Origin of the sequence: Micromonospora sp. URMC 105 (assembly GCF_051386295.1) — a bacterium.
Lineage (GTDB): Bacteria > Actinomycetota > Actinomycetes > Mycobacteriales > Micromonosporaceae > Micromonospora.
Genome location: NZ_JBPQTL010000129.1, coordinates 1 through 13,745, shown reverse-complemented (window position 1 = coordinate 13,745; position 13,745 = coordinate 1). Strand labels below are relative to the sequence as shown.

Genomic DNA, 13,745 nt, shown 5'->3' with positions numbered 1-13,745 from the left:
GGGCGGGTCAGGGGGTGATGAGGTGGCCGTCGCGGAGGGTCAGGGTGCGGTCGGCCAGTTCGATGAGGGCCGGGTCGTGCGTGGCGACCAGGGCCGTCATGCCCCGGGCGTGCACCACCGCGCGCAGCAGGTCCATGATCGAGCGGCCGGTCTCCGAGTCGAGCTGGCCGGTCGGCTCGTCGGCGATCAGCAGGTCCGGCTCGTTGGCCAGGGCCCGGGCCACCGCCACCCGCTGCTGCTGCCCGCCGGAGAGCTCGTACGGCCGCTGCGCCGCGTGCCCGCCCAGCCCGACCAGCTCCAGCAGCATCGCCACCCGCTCCTCCCGTTCCGCCGCCGGCACCCGGGCCAGCCGCAGCGGCACGCCGACGTTCTCCGCGGCGGAGAGGATCGGCACCAGCCCGAAGGTCTGGAACACAAATCCCACCGTGCCCCGGCGCAGCCGCAGCAGCTCGGCCTCGCCCGCGGCGGTCACGTCGTGCCCGGCCACCCGCACCCGGCCGCTGTCCGGACGGTCGAGCCCGCCGACCAGGTTCAGCAGGGTGGTCTTGCCCGCGCCCGAGCGGCCCCGGACGGCCACCAGCTCCCCCCGGCCCGCGACGAAGGAGACGTCGCGTACCGCGTGCACGGCGTGCTCGCCCCGGCCGAAGGTCCGGCTCACCCCCTCGACCCGGACCACCTCGTCGGCGACGGCCGTGTCCCCGGCCCGGACGGCGGAAACCTGCTCGCTCATGCGTCACTCCCGTTCGGTGCCGGCGTGCCGTCGCCGGGGCGGACCTCGACGTGGTCCGGTTCGAGGTTGAGGCGGACCCGGTCGCGCAGCGCCAGCGCGTCGACGAAGGCCGCCGGCAGCTGCATCCGGCCGGCCCGGTCGAGTACGGCGTACTCCTCGCTGACCAGTTCGGTGCTGCCGTCGGCGCCGGTGCGCGCCGTGCGGCGTACCTCGGAGGAGGTCCGGCCGTCGCGGATCGCGACGGTCCGGCGGACCTGGGTGGCCACGGCCTGGTCGTGGGTGACCACCACGATGGTCACCCCCAGCTCGGCGTTGATGGTGCGCAGCGCGGCGAAGACCTCGGCGCCGGTGGCCTCGTCGAGTTCGCCGGTCGGCTCGTCGGCGAAGAGCACCTCCGGGTCGTTCGCCACCGCCACCGCCACCGCGCAGCGCTGCTGCTCACCGCCGCTGAGCTGGCCCGGCCGCCGGTCGGCGCAGTAGCCCACCCCGACCAGCTCCAGCAGTTCCTCGGCCCGCTGCCGCCGGGCCCGCCGGCCACCGGAGCGGCCGGCCAGCTTCATCGGCAGCTCGACGTTCTCCCGCGCGGTCAGGTACGGCAGCAGGTTCCGGCCGGTCTGCTGCCAGACGAAGCCGACCACGTCGCGGCGGTAGCTCAACCGCCGCCGGTGCGACAGGGCGAGCAGGTCGTAGTCGGCGACCCGGGCGATCCCGGCGGTCGGCGTGTCCAGCCCGGAGAGGATGTTGAGCAGCGTGGACTTCCCGGAGCCGGACGCGCCGACGATCGCCACCAGCTCGCCCCGGTCGATGACCAGGTCGAGCCCCTGCAGGGCGACCACCTCCACCCCCTCGGTCTTGAAGATGCGGACCAGGCCGTCGCAGACGATGTGCCCCCGCAGGCGGTCCCGCCCGCCCGCCCGCTCGGCCGCGCGCTGCGCGGCCCGCCGCTGCAACGCGGCCAGATCCGGTACGGCGGACGTCTCGGCGGTTGCGGTCATCTCAGCTCTCCTCTCCGAGCCGGAGCACCTCGCCGAGGCGCATCCGACGGTTGTTCACGGCCTCGACCGCGACGGCGAAGGCCAGGGCGAGCAGCGCCAGCCCGAGCACCCCGGCGACCAGGCCGGGTTCGAAGCGCACGGTCACCGGCGCCCCGCCGGTGAACGCGGACAGTCCCAGCACCGGGTTCAGCAGCACCGGCAGCAGGGCGCCCACCACCGCGCCGGTCAGTACCGAGACCACCACCAGCGGGGTGAGTTCCACCAGCAGCAGACCCCGCCACTGCCGGCGGGACAGCCCCATGGTGCGCAGCCGGGACAGCACCTGGCCCCGGCCGCGCGCGCCCGCGAGCACCGCGAAGGCGAGCGCGAGCAGGCCGAGCAGGCCACCGCCGGCCGCACCGGCGGCGAAGCCGAAGACGAGCAGCCCGTTGACCCCGCTGCCGCCCAGCCGCTCCCGCTCGGCCGCCCAGGTGGTCACCTGCGGCGGCAGCGGCCGCTTCCCGCCGGTCACCGTCCCGCTGGTCTGGTAGCGGGTCTGTCCCTCCTCGGCGACCCGCCCGAGCGCCGCCGGGTCGACGGTCCCGGCGGCGAGCAGGAAGCCGGTCGGCGCGAGCGAGTGCGGGCCGTCGGCGGGCAGCTCCGGCCAGGGCAGCACCAGGAACCGGCCGGTCCCGGCCGGGATCAGCGGGAACTCCGCCGCCGTGCCGGCGACCCGGAACGGCAGCCGGTTGCCCTGCACGTCCACCCAGCCGGGCCGGCGGCCCGCCTCGTCGGCGAGCTGCGCGTCGGCGAGGGCGGCGGCGAAGTCCGGCGACACCAGCGCGGGCAGCGCCGTCGCGACGTCCCCGTCGGCGCGCAGCGCGCCGGGCACCGCCAGGTCGAGCCCCGAGCGCCGGGCCACGTCCGCGAACCCGGCGGGCTCCACCAGCAGCACGTACGCCTCGCCGGCCCCGCCGGGGCGGCCGTCGGCGTCGGCGAGGAGCCGCTGCCCCGGCGTGGCCAGCACCGGGGTGACCGCCCGGACGCCGGGCAGCCCGGCCAGCTCGGTCGCGGTGTCCGGGGCGAACCGGTCACCGCTGACCAGCGCGTCGGCCGGGACCGTCCGGGTGACCGCCCGGTCCCGCCCGTCGGAGATGCCGGCGGCGACCACCCCGCAGAAGGCTGCCGTGGCGATGGCGAGCACGACGACCACCAGCGGCGCGGCCACCCCGGCCCGGCCGGCGCGCGCGGTGCCGAGGAAGGCGACCGCGCCGCGCGCCCGCGCGGCCAGCCGGCTGAACAGCCGCGACGGCCACGGGTACGCGCGCAGCGCCAGCAGCGCGGCGGCCACGGCGAGCAGCACCGGCACCGACACCAGCAGCGGGTCCACCTCGTCGCCGAGGGCGAGTCCCCGGCGGCGCAGCAGGAACGCGGCGAGCGCGGCCAGGCCGACCACGGTGACCTCGACGGTGAGCCGGCCCGCGCCGCTGCCGACGCGCAGCAGGTCCCGCCGGCCGCCGCCGGCCCGCCGGCCGGTCAGCACCGCCACCGGCAGCGCCAGCGTGGCCAGCACCCCCGCCGCCACGGCCAGCCCGTTCGCCGCGCCGGGCGTGCCGGCGCCCAGCGGGTCGGCGGGAAGCAGGCCGCCGAGCAGCCACCCCGCCACCGCGGCGGCCGGCACCACCAGCAGTGACTCGGCCAGGCCACGGCGGACCACGGCGGTGGTCGAGCCGCCCCGGGCGCGCAGCAGCAGGTACTCGTCGCGGCGGCGGTGCACCGCCAGCCGGGCGGCGAGCACGGTCAGGCCGGCGAGGGTGGCGAGCACCCCGGCGGCGACGACGGTGAGCAGCGTACGGGCGGCGGCGAGCGAGTCCGCGTACTGGCGCAGCGGGATGTCGACGCCCTGGGAGAGCAGCAGCCCGGCGGGGCGCTCGCGATCGAGTTGGGCGATGCCGTCGACCAGCGTGTCGAGCCGCACCGGAGTGAGCCGTCCGGGGTCGACCCGGTACCGCCAGCTGAAGCGGACCGCCCAACCGGCCGCCGCCCGGTCGTCGAAGCCGGCGTCGTCGGTCATGCCCACCATCTGGAAGGGCTGGCCGTCGCCGACCGGCGGGGTGAGCCGCAGCGCCGAGGGGAGCCCGTCCCAGGCGCCACCCTCGGGATCGACGGGCCGGAACAGGCCGACCACCGCGACGCTGGTCGCCGCGAGGTCCTGCCCGTCGGGGGTGCGCAGCGCCAGGCGCAGCCGGCTGCCGGCGCGCAGGCCGAGCTGCCGGGCGACCGGCTCGGCGAGCGCGGTCTCCACCGGCGCGGCCCGCTGCGCCGCCTCCCCCGGCCAGCGGCCGTCGACCAGGGTGGCCGCCTCTCGCAGCCCGGTCATGGTGCGCAGGCTGAGGTCGATCAGCCCCTTGTCGGGGGTCAGCTCCGGCCCCTTGAGCCGGCCGAACTCGGTCTCGGCCGTGTACCAGCGCTCGCCGACCACCTCGCGCACCGGTGCGGGCATCCCCGCCAGCAGCGAGTCCAGGCCGGCCCGTTGGCCGGCCGTCACCTCCGACGTCCCCGTCTGCAGCTCGGCCGGCCGGGTGTAGAGCACGTCGCGCTGGGGCCCCGGCAGGTCGCCGAACTGTTCGCGCAGCCCCTGGCCGGACAACCGGTCGGCGATTCGCGGCACCCCGGTGACCAGCAGCGCGGTGACCAGCGTCAGCACCGCGAGGAGCAGGAAGTGCCCCCCGTACGCGCGCACCCTGCGCAGCACCGCCAGGACGCCCATCACTCTCCCCCGATCCGCAGCCGCGCGGCCGCGACACGTTGCCGGATGCCGGTGGTCAGGACGGCGCTGCACGCGAGGGCGGCCAGCAGCAGCCCGAGCCCGGTGAGCCCGATCGGCGTCCACGGCAGGCTGAAGGCCGCCTCCGGCACCGGCCGACCGGCGCCCGGGGTGAGGATCACCAGCGGCGCCATGGTGGCGCCCACCCCTGCGCCCACCAGCAGGCCGACGGCGACTCCGATGCCGGCCAGGAAGGTCTGCTCGGCCAGCATCGCGCGGGCCAGCAGTGGCGGTCCGGCGCCGAGCGTGTGCAGGACCGCGAACTCGCTCAGCCGATGCCGGGCGGTAGCCCACACGTCGACGGCGAGGCCGACCAGGGCGAGCAGCACCGACCCGAGGGCCGCGGCGAGCAGCCCGGTCCGCGCCCCACGCCAGTACGGGTCCCGGGCGGCCTCCTCGGCCACCGCCCGCCGGTCGAGGACCGTCACGGCCGGCAGGTCCCGGATCGCCGCCGCCGCGGCGGCGTGCCCACCGGCGTCGGTGCGTACCCACCACTCCGGCACCGGCCGGACGACGGCGCGCTGCCGGACCAGCCAGTCCGTCGCGGCGGGCAGGTCGATCAGTACGCCCCCGCCGTCGGTCATGCCCGGCACCGCGTCCAGTTCGCCGACCACGCGCACCGGCACCGACGCCCCGGAGAGCGGCAGCGGGACGACGTCGCCGACCCGGATGTTCAGGGCCGTCAGCACCTGCGGGGTGACCAGCGCCGGCACCGGCCGGTTCTCCCCCGCCGGTACGACGGCGAAGCGGACCGTCGGCTGCTGGGCGAAGCGGCCGCCCTCCACCAGACCGATCCGGTAGTCGGCGTCCACGCCACCGGCGGTGACGGCCTTCGTCGGTGCCGGCCCGTCCCGGATCGCGTCCACCATGGACCACTCGCCGTCCAGCGCGACCGGTCGCGACGTGCCGGCCGCGTCGGTCGCCCGCAGCCCGTCGACCCGCAGCCCGTAGCCGCTAGCCGCCGCGTCGCCGGCGTCGGCCTGGAAGCCGGCCACCCGCCAGGCGCCCGTGGGCAGGTCGACGGAGAAGGGCACCGGGCGGTCGACCAGGGAGTCGGTGGTGGCCAGCGGCAGCGCCAGGGCCAGCCCGTCGGCCCGGGTGAGCAGCACCGACGCCTCGATCCGCTGGGCGGCCACCGGCTGGCTCACCGAGGTGCGGACGGTGCCGGTGAGCTGCCGGGCGTCGGCGGGCAGCGGGACACCGGCCGGTGCGTCGCGGTCCCGGGCCAGCCGGGCGAGCAACTCGCCGGGCGGCCGGTCGGCGAGCCGATCGGCGATCAGGGCCACGTCCGGCGCAGCGGTCGCGTCCAGGGCGAGCACGGTGGCCGGCAGGCTGTCGCGGCCCAGCCGCACCTCGTCCCGCCAGGCCGGCAGCACCTGTCGTACCCCGGTGACGGCGGCCAGCCGGGCTTCCCGGTCCGCCGGCGCGGCACCGCCGCGCTCGGTGACCCGCAGGTCGGCGCCGACGCTGTGGTCGGCCTGGTCGGCCTGCGACCGCTCCCAGGTGCTGACCAGCGACCAGGCCAGGGTGCTGCCGCCGACGGCGAGGGCGAGCAGCAGCACCGGCCCGGCGTGCGGGCGGCGGCCCGCCTGCCACATGCCGAACATGGTCGCCGTCCACGGCCGCCGGTCGACGAACCGTTCGGCGACCCGGGTGGCCGGGGGCAGCAGCCGCAGGGCGAGCACCGCCCCGGCCAGCACGCCGAGGGTGGGGGCGACGGCGAGCAGCGGGTCGATGCCGAGCCGGCCGCTGGCACCGGCCAACGGCGAGGAGTACTGCCGAAGCTGCGTCCAGGCCAGCAGGGCGAGCAGCACCAGGGCCAGATCCACCCCGGCCCGCTGCACGGTGGCGGCCCGGGTGGGGCGGGACCGGGCGGCCATGTCGGCGACGTAGCTGCCGGCGCGGCGCAGCGCCGGCAGCACCATGGCGAGCAGGCAGCCCACCGCCGCGGCGACCGCGACCGTCCAGACCGCCCCGCCGCCGTCGAGCCGCAGCTCCGTCGGGCCCTGCCCGCCGCTGATCCACCGCAGCGCCACGCCGGACAGCGGCGGCGCGAGCAGCGCGGCCGGCAGCACCACCAGCGTCGCCTCCCGTACGGCGAGGCCGGCGAGCTGATTGCGGGCCGCACCCCGGGCGCGCAGCAGCGCGGTCTGCGCCCGGCGGTCCTCGTTGAGCAGCGCGGCGACCAGCACCAGCGCGTATCCGCCGAGCACCACGATCAGCAGCAGCGGGGTGAGCAGCGCCGAGCGGCCCACCAGGTCGGCCCGGCCGAGCCGGTCGATCAGCCGGTCCAGGCCGGTGACGCTCTGCGCGGACGAGCCGAGACCGGCCCGCTCGGGCACCTCGACGGCGGCGACGGCGACCGCCCGCTGCACCTCGGGCAGCCGGCTCGACGCGACGCTGCGCAGGTCCGGCTCGGCCACCCAGGAGACCGAGGTGGAGCCGGGGAAGGTGCGGCTGAAGTCGGCCGGGTCGAGGGCGAACGGGCCGTACGAGTCGCCGTCGTCGCCGGTGCCGCTGACGCCCGGCGCGAGCTGCCAGTACGGCGCGGCCGGGTCGAGCGGGCGGAAGATCCCGGACACCACCACGTCGGCGGCGCGTCCGGAGCTGCGGTCGGTCATCGGCACCCGGGTGCCGGGAGTGAGCCGCAGCGCGCCGGCGACCCGTTCCGGCACGGTCACCTGGGTGGGGTTCGCCCCGGCGACGGGCCAGGCTCCGCCGACCAGCTCGGCGCGGCGGGCGAGGTCGTCGAGGGTGGCCAGGTCGGCGAAGACCGGGTCGTCGCCGGTGCGGGCGGCGCCGAGGTCGCCGGTCAGCTCTCGGCCGGTGCCGTGGCGGGCGGCGGAGACGACGACCGTCGCCCCGCCCAACCCGCCGGCGAAGCTGTCCCGGACGGCCCGGTCCCGGCCGGCGGCCTCGGCGGCGTCCCGGCCACCGGACCCGCTGATCAGCAGGCTGCGCTCGGTGGCGGGCGCGGCCGCCAGCATCGCCCGCTGCCCGGCGTCGATGGCCCGCTGGTTGTAGTCGGACAACCCGGTGACCAGCGCGACGGCTACCAACGCGGCGACCGCCGCCGCGGCCAGCAGGCCCCGCGCCTCGTAGGCCCGCCTCCACACCAGCTTCATCCGTCCGCCTCCCCCGGGGCCCCCGTTGGGCCGGTGACCAGGAAGAGGGGGTACGGGCCGGAAAAGGTTCGCGCCCTTTACATGATCGTTATCCGACGGCGTCCCAGCGCAGGCCGGCCAGAGTGGCAGCCGCCCGTACCGTTTCGGCGAAGCCGGTGACGGAGCCGTCGAGGGCGGCCAGTTCGTCCGGGCCGAGCAGCAGGACCAGGCCGCCGTCGGTCACCGCCAGCACGCAGGGGGTACGGCCCTCGCTGGCCGCCCGCACCTCCGGGGTGCGCTCGTTCAGGTGCACCAGGTCCACGGGTACGCCCAGCCGGGACAGGAGGTCGCGCCACTCGCGCTTGCGGCCGAGGGCGTGGTGGGTGACGTCGCACAGCGCGCACGACGTGGTCCCCCGCACCTTGCCGAGCAGGTACGTCAGTTCGCCGCGCAGCCCGCCGTCGGCGTGGTAGACGCCGACCAGTCGCCGGATCACACCGCTCGTGGAGGTCATGCCGGCCAGTGTGCCGGACGTCGACCTGCTTGGATGACCGGCATGGAAGCCCCCCTCATCGTTCTGCTGCTGCTCGTCGTGGTGCTGCTCGGCGCGCAGCTGTCCCTCCCGGCCCGCCGCGACGGCACGGCGGCGCGGCTGGCCGAGATCGAACGCCGGCTCCAGCTGGTGATGGACCACCTCGGCGTCGTGGACGAAGGCCCGGCGCTGCCCGGGGTCCGCGAGCACCTGGCCCGGGGCGAGAAAATCAAGGCCATCAAAGCGTACCGGGCGGCGACCGGCGCGGACCTCAAGACCGCCAAGGAGGCGGTGGAGGCGATGGCCGGACACCACTGACGGGCTGCCGCCGCTCAGTCGGTGGTCAGGTCCGGCCGATGCTGCTTGATCCACTTCTCGACGTCGGACTTGCGCCACACCTTGCCCATGGCCAGCACGGCGATCGGCTCCGGAAAGTTCCGCTGGTTCGCGATCACGGACGCGCGCTGTCGGGACACGCCACCGAGCATCTCCCGGATCTCCGACACGCCGACAAGCTCCACACGTTGACGATGACAGCGGCACGGTCGCTAGACGGCGACAACTGCGGAGGCTATTGACACAGACAATAGGCGGAGTCACGCTGGTCGCATGACCATGCTTCCCAGGCCCGGCGTACCCGATCGCCAGCGGCGGGCGGTCCGACCGCACGTGCCGATGCGGCCCCGCTGGCTGTGCCGGGTGTGCGCCGCCGCCTGGCCGTGCCCGCCGGCCCGGCTGCTGCTCGGCATGGAGTATCGCCGGGACCGGGTGGGCCTCTCCGTCTACATGGCGGGCTGCCTCTTCGACGCCACCGCCGACCTGATCCGGCTCAACCCGGACCCGGCGCCGTCCCCGGCCGACCTCTTCGACCGGTTCCTGGCCTGGACGACTCGGCACCCAGCTCAGGGCGAGTCGCAGAATCCGGGCCGGTGGCCGTAGTGAGCGGCCGAGGAAGTTCGGGTCAGCCTGGGGCGAGGAGGCAGAACTCGTTGCCTTCCGGGTCGGCGAGGACCGTCCACCGGACATCGCGGTCCAGGTCGACGGCGGTGGCGCCGAGAGTCCGCAGCCTGGCCTTCTCGGCCTCCGGGTCGTCACCCGGGTACGGGCGGACGTCGAGATGGACGCGGTTCCACCCGGTCTTCGGGTCGGGTGTGCGGATGAACTCCAGATACGGGCCGACGCCCTTGGCGGAGCGCAGTACCGCGTGGTGGTCGGTCACCTCGTGCAGGGTCCAGTCCATGGCCTCGCTCCAGAAGCGGGCCATGGCTCGCGGATCCGCGCAGTCGACCACCACCGCGGCGATCGGTCCGGTGTCCCGGTAGCGCGGTCGGGGGTCCAGCACGCAGAACTCGTTGCCCTCCGGGTCGGCCATGACCGTCCACGGGACGTCGCCCTGGCCGATGTCGGCGAGTGTTGCGCCGAGATCCTTCAGGCGCGTGACCACCTCCGCCTGATGGGCCGCCGAGGTGGTGGCGAGGTCGACGTGCACGCGGTTCTTCACCGCTTTAAGTTCCGGGGAGACGACGAGGTCGATGCAGACGGCGACCGGGTCGGGGTAGACGAAGCCCTCGGGTTCGAGGTTGGTCACGCCGGGCTCCTCGCTGGAGACTCCCCAGCCGAGCACCTCCGCCCAGAAACCGCCCAGCGCAGCGTTGTCCCGGGCCTTCATGTTGATCTGAACGAGCCTCGTTGCCATGCCGGCGATGCTAGGGCCTCTGCCGGACGATTGCGTGACCGCGATACCTAGAACTACTATGCATTGCAGTTCTAGGGTTAGGCGGTCACATGCACATCACCAAAGACCTCGTCGCCGCCTCGGCGACCCCACTCGTGCTGGGCATCCTCGCCGACGGCGAGAGCTACGGCTACGCGATCCTCAAGCAGGTCAACGAATTGTCCGGCGGGCAACTGGAGTGGACCGACGGCCTGCTCTACCCGCTGCTGCACCGCCTGGAGCGGCTCGGCCACGTGGAGTCGGCGTGGGAGACCCCACCCGGAGGACGCCGCCGCAAGTACTACCGCATCACCGAGCAGGGCCGGGCCGAGCTCGCGGAGCAGCGCCGCCAGTGGGCCGCGGTCGTCGACGCCCTGAAGGGCGTCTGGAACCGGGCACAGGCCATCGGGCCGATCCCGGCACCGGCATGGGAGGCGGGACGATGACCGCGCCGAGCGACCACGACCTGGAGGGCCAAATCGCCGAGTGGCGGGCCTACACGGACCGCCGCCGGGAGCTGCACCACACCGACGCCGAGGAGCTGGAAGACCACCTGCGCAACCGGATCACCGAGCTGACCGAGGCGGGCCTGCGGGCCGACGAGGCGTTCCTCATCGCCGTCAAGCGGATGGGCAGCCTCGACGAGCTGTCGCGGGAGTTCGCCCGCGAGCATTCCGAGCGGTTGTGGAAGCAGCTCGTGCTGCCCGGCGAGCCGGACACGCCGGTCACCGCCCGGTCCCGGCGCGAGCTGCCGGTCATGGTGCTCTGCGCGGCCGTCGCGGCGCTCGCGATCAAGCTGCCGGCCCTGTTCGGGCTCGACCTCGCCTCCGGCGACCACGGCGCCTTCTACGCGCGCAACGTCAGCTTCTTCGCGCTGCCGGCGCTGGCCGCCTACTTCGCGTGGCAGCGCCGGGTCGGTCCGCGCGTCATCGGGGTGCTCGCGGCGCTCTTCGTGCTCGGTGCGGTCGCCGCGAACGCATATCCGCTGGCCGACGACTCGCAGAGCATCGTGCTCACGGCGATCCACCTGCCGCTCGCGCTGTGGCTGGTGGTCGGCGTCGCTTACGCGGGCGGTGACTGGCGTTCGGGCCGGCGGCGGATGGACTTCATCCGGTTCACCGGGGAGTGGCTGATCTACTTCGCCCTGATCGGGCTGGGTGGCGGCGTGCTCACCGCCTTCACGGTGGGCACCTTCCAGGCCATCGGCATCGACGCCGAGGGGTTCATCGAGTCGTGGCTGCTGCCGTGCGGCGCCATGGCCGCGGTCATCGTGGCGGCCTGGCTGGTCGAGGCGAAGCAGAGCGTCATCGAGAACATGGCGCCGGTGCTGACCCGGGTCTTCACCCCGCTCTTCGCGGTCGCCCTGCTGGCCTTCCTGGTCGCCTTCGTCTGGACCAACAACGGCATCGACGTCGAGCGGGACGCGCTCATCCTGTTCAACCTGCTGCTCGTCGTCGTGCTGGGCCTGCTGCTGTACGCCATCTCGGCCCGTGACCTGACGGCCCGGCCCGGCCTCTTCGACCGGGTGCAGCTCGCGCTGGTCGTCAGCGCTCTGATCATCGACGTCCTGGTGCTGCTGGCGATCACCGGCCGGATCACCGAGTGGGGCTTCAGCCCCAACAAGACCGCGGCCCTGGGCGAGAACCTCGTCCTGCTCACCAACCTGGCGTGGTCGGCCTGGCTGTTCCTCGGCTTCGTGCGGGGCCGGATGCCCTTCGCCCGGCTGGAACGCTGGCAGACCCGCTACGTCGTCGTGTACGCGATCTGGGCCTGGACGGTCGTCCTCGCCTTCCCGCTGGTGTTCGACTTCGCCTGAGCCGCAGCCGGCCCGCTCCCCCCGCCCCGCCCGGGGTGGGGGGAGCGGGCCGGTGTCTCGCCTGATCAGACGGGGTCGTCGGCGGTCCGCTTCGCCCGGCTCGGCTGCACCCGCTTCGGCTCGCCCGGCATCTTCGGATGGTCCGGCGGGTACGGCATGTCGCCCTGACCGGCGGCGGCGTCGCGCTCGGCCCACTCGAGCAGCGGAGTGAGGTCGAACGGGCTGTCGTCGATGCCGGCGTGCGGGTCGCCCCGCTCGGCGAGACGGACGGGCACACTGCGCAGGTCGAAGTCGTCCGGCTCCACGTCGGGCAGCTCCTCCCAGGTGACCGGGGTGGAGACGGTGGCGCGGCCGTTGGCACGCAGCGAGTAGGCGCAGGCGATCGTCCGGTCCCGGGCCATCTGGTTGTAGTCGACGAACACCCGCCGGCCCCGCTCCTCCTTCCACCAGGCGGTGGTGACCAGGTCGGGGCGGCGCCGCTCCAGCTCGCGGGCCAGTGCGATGGTGGCCCGGCGCACCTCGGTGAACGTCCAGCGGGGCTGGATGCGCAGGTAGACGTGCACGCCCCGGCCGCCGGAGGTCTTCGGCCAGCCGGTCGCGCCCAGCTCGGCCAGGAGCGCGCGCACCTCGCCGGCCGCGGTCGCCGCGTCGGCGAAGTCGGTGCCCGGCTGCGGGTCGAGGTCGATGCGCAGCTCGTCGGGGCGGTCGACGTCGGCGGCCCGCACCGGCCAGGGGTGGAAGACGATGGTGCCCATCTGGGCGGCCCAGGCGACGTGGGCGAGGTCGGCCGGGCAGAGCTCGTCGGCGCTGCGCCCGCTGGGGAAGGTGATCGTCGCGGTGCGCACCCACGGCGGGACGCCCCGGGTGGGCACCCGCTTCTGGAAGAACATCTCCCCCTCGACGCCCTCGGGGAAGCGCTGGAGCGTGGTGGGGCGGTCCCGCAGGGCGCGCATGATCCCGTCGCCGACGGCGAGGTAGTAGTGGAAGACGTCCGCCTTGGTGAAGCCACGGCCCGGGAAGATCACCCGGTCGGGGCTGGTCAGCCGGACGGTGCGCCCGGCGACCTCGATCTCGGTCACCGTCGCCTTCGAGGAGCCGCCCATTCCGCGACCATATGCGACGCCCCCGACATCCGACGTACCGTTGACGGGTGAGTCTCGACAAGAACGAACTGCCCCGCACCGAGGAAGAGTGGCGGGTCCGGCTGAGCCCGCAGGAGTTCCGGGTGCTGCGTGAGGCGGGCACCGAACCACCCTGGACGGGCGAGTACGTCGACACCAAGACCCCCGGCGTCTACCACTGCCGGGCCTGCGGCCTGGAGCTCTTCTCCAGCGACACCAAGTTCGACTCGCACTGCGGCTGGCCGAGCTTCGACGACGCCATCCCCGGCCGGGTCAAGGAGATCGAGGACCGCAGCCTCGGCATGAGCCGTACGGAGATCCGCTGCGCCCGGTGCGACAGCCACCTCGGGCACGTCTTCCACGGCGAAGGCTTCACCCCGAAGGACACCCGGCACTGCGTCAACTCGCTGTCGATCCGGCTGGAGCCGCGCACCGACGCCTGACCCACCGGGCCCCGGCGGATCGGCCGCCCCTGGCCGGATGATCGACGCCATGTCGGCGAGGTGGCGGTGTCCTGGTCGCGCCCATACCGCCGTTCGGCCGACATGGCGTCGAGCTACGCCGGCGTGATCCCGGTCGTGAGCAGGCGCACCTGCGCGGTACGCGACTGCTCGACCCGCCGGGCCAGCTCGCGCACCCGGGGGTCGGTCGCGGTCGCCAGGTGCGCCCGGGACAGGTCGGCGGCCTCCTGCTGATGGCCGCCGAGCAGCCGGCGCAGCACGGCGTCCACCTGGCCGGCCGGGGCGGTCCGCAGCCGGGCGAGCTCTGCCGGGGCGGCGAGGTGACCGCGGTGGTCGTGCCGCGAGGCGGTGGCGGCCGGGCCGGCGTCGCGCAGCCAGACGCGCATGGTCGCCAGCTCGTCGGCCTCGGTCACCTCGATGGCGGCGACCATGGTGCGCAGCTCGGGATCGGTCACCCGGTCGCGCC

The 13,745-nt window shown here is 75.1% G+C and carries 14 protein-coding genes; 5 read left to right on the top strand and 9 right to left on the bottom strand.

From position 1 onward, the window contains the following. Positions 1-7 precede the first annotated feature (7 nt). The 5 genes from ACSNN7_RS26640 to ACSNN7_RS26620 form a co-directional block, all read right to left on the bottom strand. The gene (locus ACSNN7_RS26640) at positions 8-730 is read right to left on the bottom strand and encodes an ABC transporter ATP-binding protein (RefSeq protein ID WP_436683726.1); all 723 of its coding nucleotides are present in this window, start codon (positions 728-730) and stop codon (positions 8-10) included. Further along, positions 727-1,725 (bottom strand): ABC transporter ATP-binding protein, encoded by a 999-nt coding sequence (locus ACSNN7_RS26635; RefSeq protein WP_436683724.1) that lies wholly within the window; start codon positions 1,723-1,725, stop codon positions 727-729. Before ACSNN7_RS26635 ends, ACSNN7_RS26640 begins: the two co-directional genes overlap by 4 nt. 1 nt (position 1,726) lies before the next feature. Then, on the bottom strand, positions 1,727-4,474 hold the full coding sequence (locus ACSNN7_RS26630; RefSeq protein WP_436683722.1) for an FtsX-like permease family protein: 2,748 nt from the start codon (positions 4,472-4,474) through the stop codon (positions 1,727-1,729). After that, the gene (locus ACSNN7_RS26625) at positions 4,474-7,656 is read right to left on the bottom strand and encodes an FtsX-like permease family protein (protein ID WP_436683720.1); all 3,183 of its coding nucleotides are present in this window, start codon (positions 7,654-7,656) and stop codon (positions 4,474-4,476) included. The genes ACSNN7_RS26630 and ACSNN7_RS26625 overlap by 1 nt, the downstream gene beginning before the upstream one ends. Before the next feature lie 88 nt (positions 7,657-7,744). Continuing rightward, entirely contained in the window at positions 7,745-8,149 is a 405-nt protein-coding gene (locus tag ACSNN7_RS26620) for a hypothetical protein (RefSeq protein WP_436683718.1), read from the bottom strand. Positions 8,150-8,191: 42 nt separating this feature from the next. Between ACSNN7_RS26620 and ACSNN7_RS26615 the strand changes: the two genes are divergently transcribed. Then, the gene (locus tag ACSNN7_RS26615) at positions 8,192-8,485 is read left to right on the top strand and encodes a hypothetical protein (protein WP_436683716.1); all 294 of its coding nucleotides are present in this window, start codon (positions 8,192-8,194) and stop codon (positions 8,483-8,485) included. A gap of 14 nt (positions 8,486-8,499) precedes the next feature. Here the strand turns inward: ACSNN7_RS26615 and ACSNN7_RS26610 are convergent, their stop codons facing one another. Further along, the gene (locus tag ACSNN7_RS26610) at positions 8,500-8,688 is read right to left on the bottom strand and encodes a helix-turn-helix transcriptional regulator (protein ID WP_436683715.1); all 189 of its coding nucleotides are present in this window, start codon (positions 8,686-8,688) and stop codon (positions 8,500-8,502) included. Between the two features lie 88 nt (positions 8,689-8,776). Between ACSNN7_RS26610 and ACSNN7_RS26605 the strand changes: the two genes are divergently transcribed. Beyond that, positions 8,777-9,106 carry a hypothetical protein gene (locus ACSNN7_RS26605; RefSeq protein WP_436683714.1) on the top strand — a complete coding sequence of 110 codons (330 nt, stop codon included), beginning with the start codon at positions 8,777-8,779 and terminating at the stop codon, positions 9,104-9,106. A 22-nt stretch (positions 9,107-9,128) separates the two neighbouring features. Here the strand turns inward: ACSNN7_RS26605 and ACSNN7_RS26600 are convergent, their stop codons facing one another. Continuing rightward, positions 9,129-9,863 carry a VOC family protein gene (locus tag ACSNN7_RS26600; RefSeq protein ID WP_436683712.1) on the bottom strand — a complete coding sequence of 245 codons (735 nt, stop codon included), beginning with the start codon at positions 9,861-9,863 and terminating at the stop codon, positions 9,129-9,131. 89 nt (positions 9,864-9,952) lie between these two features. Between ACSNN7_RS26600 and ACSNN7_RS26595 the strand changes: the two genes are divergently transcribed. Both ACSNN7_RS26595 and ACSNN7_RS26590 read left to right on the top strand, forming a co-directional pair. Continuing rightward, positions 9,953-10,327, top strand: a complete 375-nt coding sequence (locus ACSNN7_RS26595; protein ID WP_436683710.1) for a PadR family transcriptional regulator — start codon at positions 9,953-9,955, stop codon at positions 10,325-10,327. Further along, positions 10,324-11,697: a permease prefix domain 1-containing protein gene (locus ACSNN7_RS26590; RefSeq protein ID WP_436683709.1), complete on the top strand. Its 1,374-nt coding sequence runs from the start codon at positions 10,324-10,326 to the stop codon at positions 11,695-11,697. Before ACSNN7_RS26595 ends, ACSNN7_RS26590 begins: the two co-directional genes overlap by 4 nt. Positions 11,698-11,762: 65 nt before the next feature. Here ACSNN7_RS26590 and ligD read toward each other — a convergent pair whose 3' ends face one another. Next, a complete protein-coding gene (gene ligD, locus ACSNN7_RS26585) occupies positions 11,763-12,800 on the bottom strand; it encodes a non-homologous end-joining DNA ligase (protein WP_436683708.1) in 1,038 nt (345 codons plus the stop codon). A 47-nt stretch (positions 12,801-12,847) separates the two neighbouring features. Between ligD and msrB the strand changes: the two genes are divergently transcribed. After that, positions 12,848-13,261 (top strand): peptide-methionine (R)-S-oxide reductase MsrB, encoded by a 414-nt coding sequence (gene msrB / locus ACSNN7_RS26580; protein WP_436683706.1) that lies wholly within the window; start codon positions 12,848-12,850, stop codon positions 13,259-13,261. 113 nt (positions 13,262-13,374) lie between these two features. Here the strand turns inward: msrB and ACSNN7_RS26575 are convergent. Then, a partial coding sequence (locus ACSNN7_RS26575) for a DUF305 domain-containing protein (protein ID WP_436683704.1) occupies positions 13,375-13,745 on the bottom strand: 371 nt, incomplete at its 5' end.

Excerpts from the sequence above, each read along its gene's own strand:
- ACSNN7_RS26615 (WP_436683716.1), top strand. The coding sequence starts at position 8,192 with ATGGAAGCCCCCCTCATCGTTCTGCTGCTGCTCGTCGTGGTGCTGCTC.
- ligD (WP_436683708.1), bottom strand. The coding sequence starts at position 12,800 with ATGGGCGGCTCCTCGAAGGCGACGGTGACCGAGATCGAGGTCGCCGGG.
- ACSNN7_RS26640 (WP_436683726.1), bottom strand. The coding sequence starts at position 730 with ATGAGCGAGCAGGTTTCCGCCGTCCGGGCCGGGGACACGGCCGTCGCC.
- ACSNN7_RS26635 (WP_436683724.1), bottom strand. The coding sequence starts at position 1,725 with ATGACCGCAACCGCCGAGACGTCCGCCGTACCGGATCTGGCCGCGTTG.
- ACSNN7_RS26630 (WP_436683722.1), bottom strand. The coding sequence starts at position 4,474 with ATGGGCGTCCTGGCGGTGCTGCGCAGGGTGCGCGCGTACGGGGGGCAC.
- ACSNN7_RS26625 (WP_436683720.1), bottom strand. The coding sequence starts at position 7,656 with ATGAAGCTGGTGTGGAGGCGGGCCTACGAGGCGCGGGGCCTGCTGGCC.
- ACSNN7_RS26595 (WP_436683710.1), top strand. The coding sequence starts at position 9,953 with ATGCACATCACCAAAGACCTCGTCGCCGCCTCGGCGACCCCACTCGTG.
- ACSNN7_RS26620 (WP_436683718.1), bottom strand. The coding sequence starts at position 8,149 with ATGACCTCCACGAGCGGTGTGATCCGGCGACTGGTCGGCGTCTACCAC.
- ACSNN7_RS26605 (WP_436683714.1), top strand. The coding sequence starts at position 8,777 with ATGACCATGCTTCCCAGGCCCGGCGTACCCGATCGCCAGCGGCGGGCG.
- ACSNN7_RS26600 (WP_436683712.1), bottom strand. The coding sequence starts at position 9,863 with ATGGCAACGAGGCTCGTTCAGATCAACATGAAGGCCCGGGACAACGCT.
- ACSNN7_RS26590 (WP_436683709.1), top strand. The coding sequence starts at position 10,324 with ATGACCGCGCCGAGCGACCACGACCTGGAGGGCCAAATCGCCGAGTGG.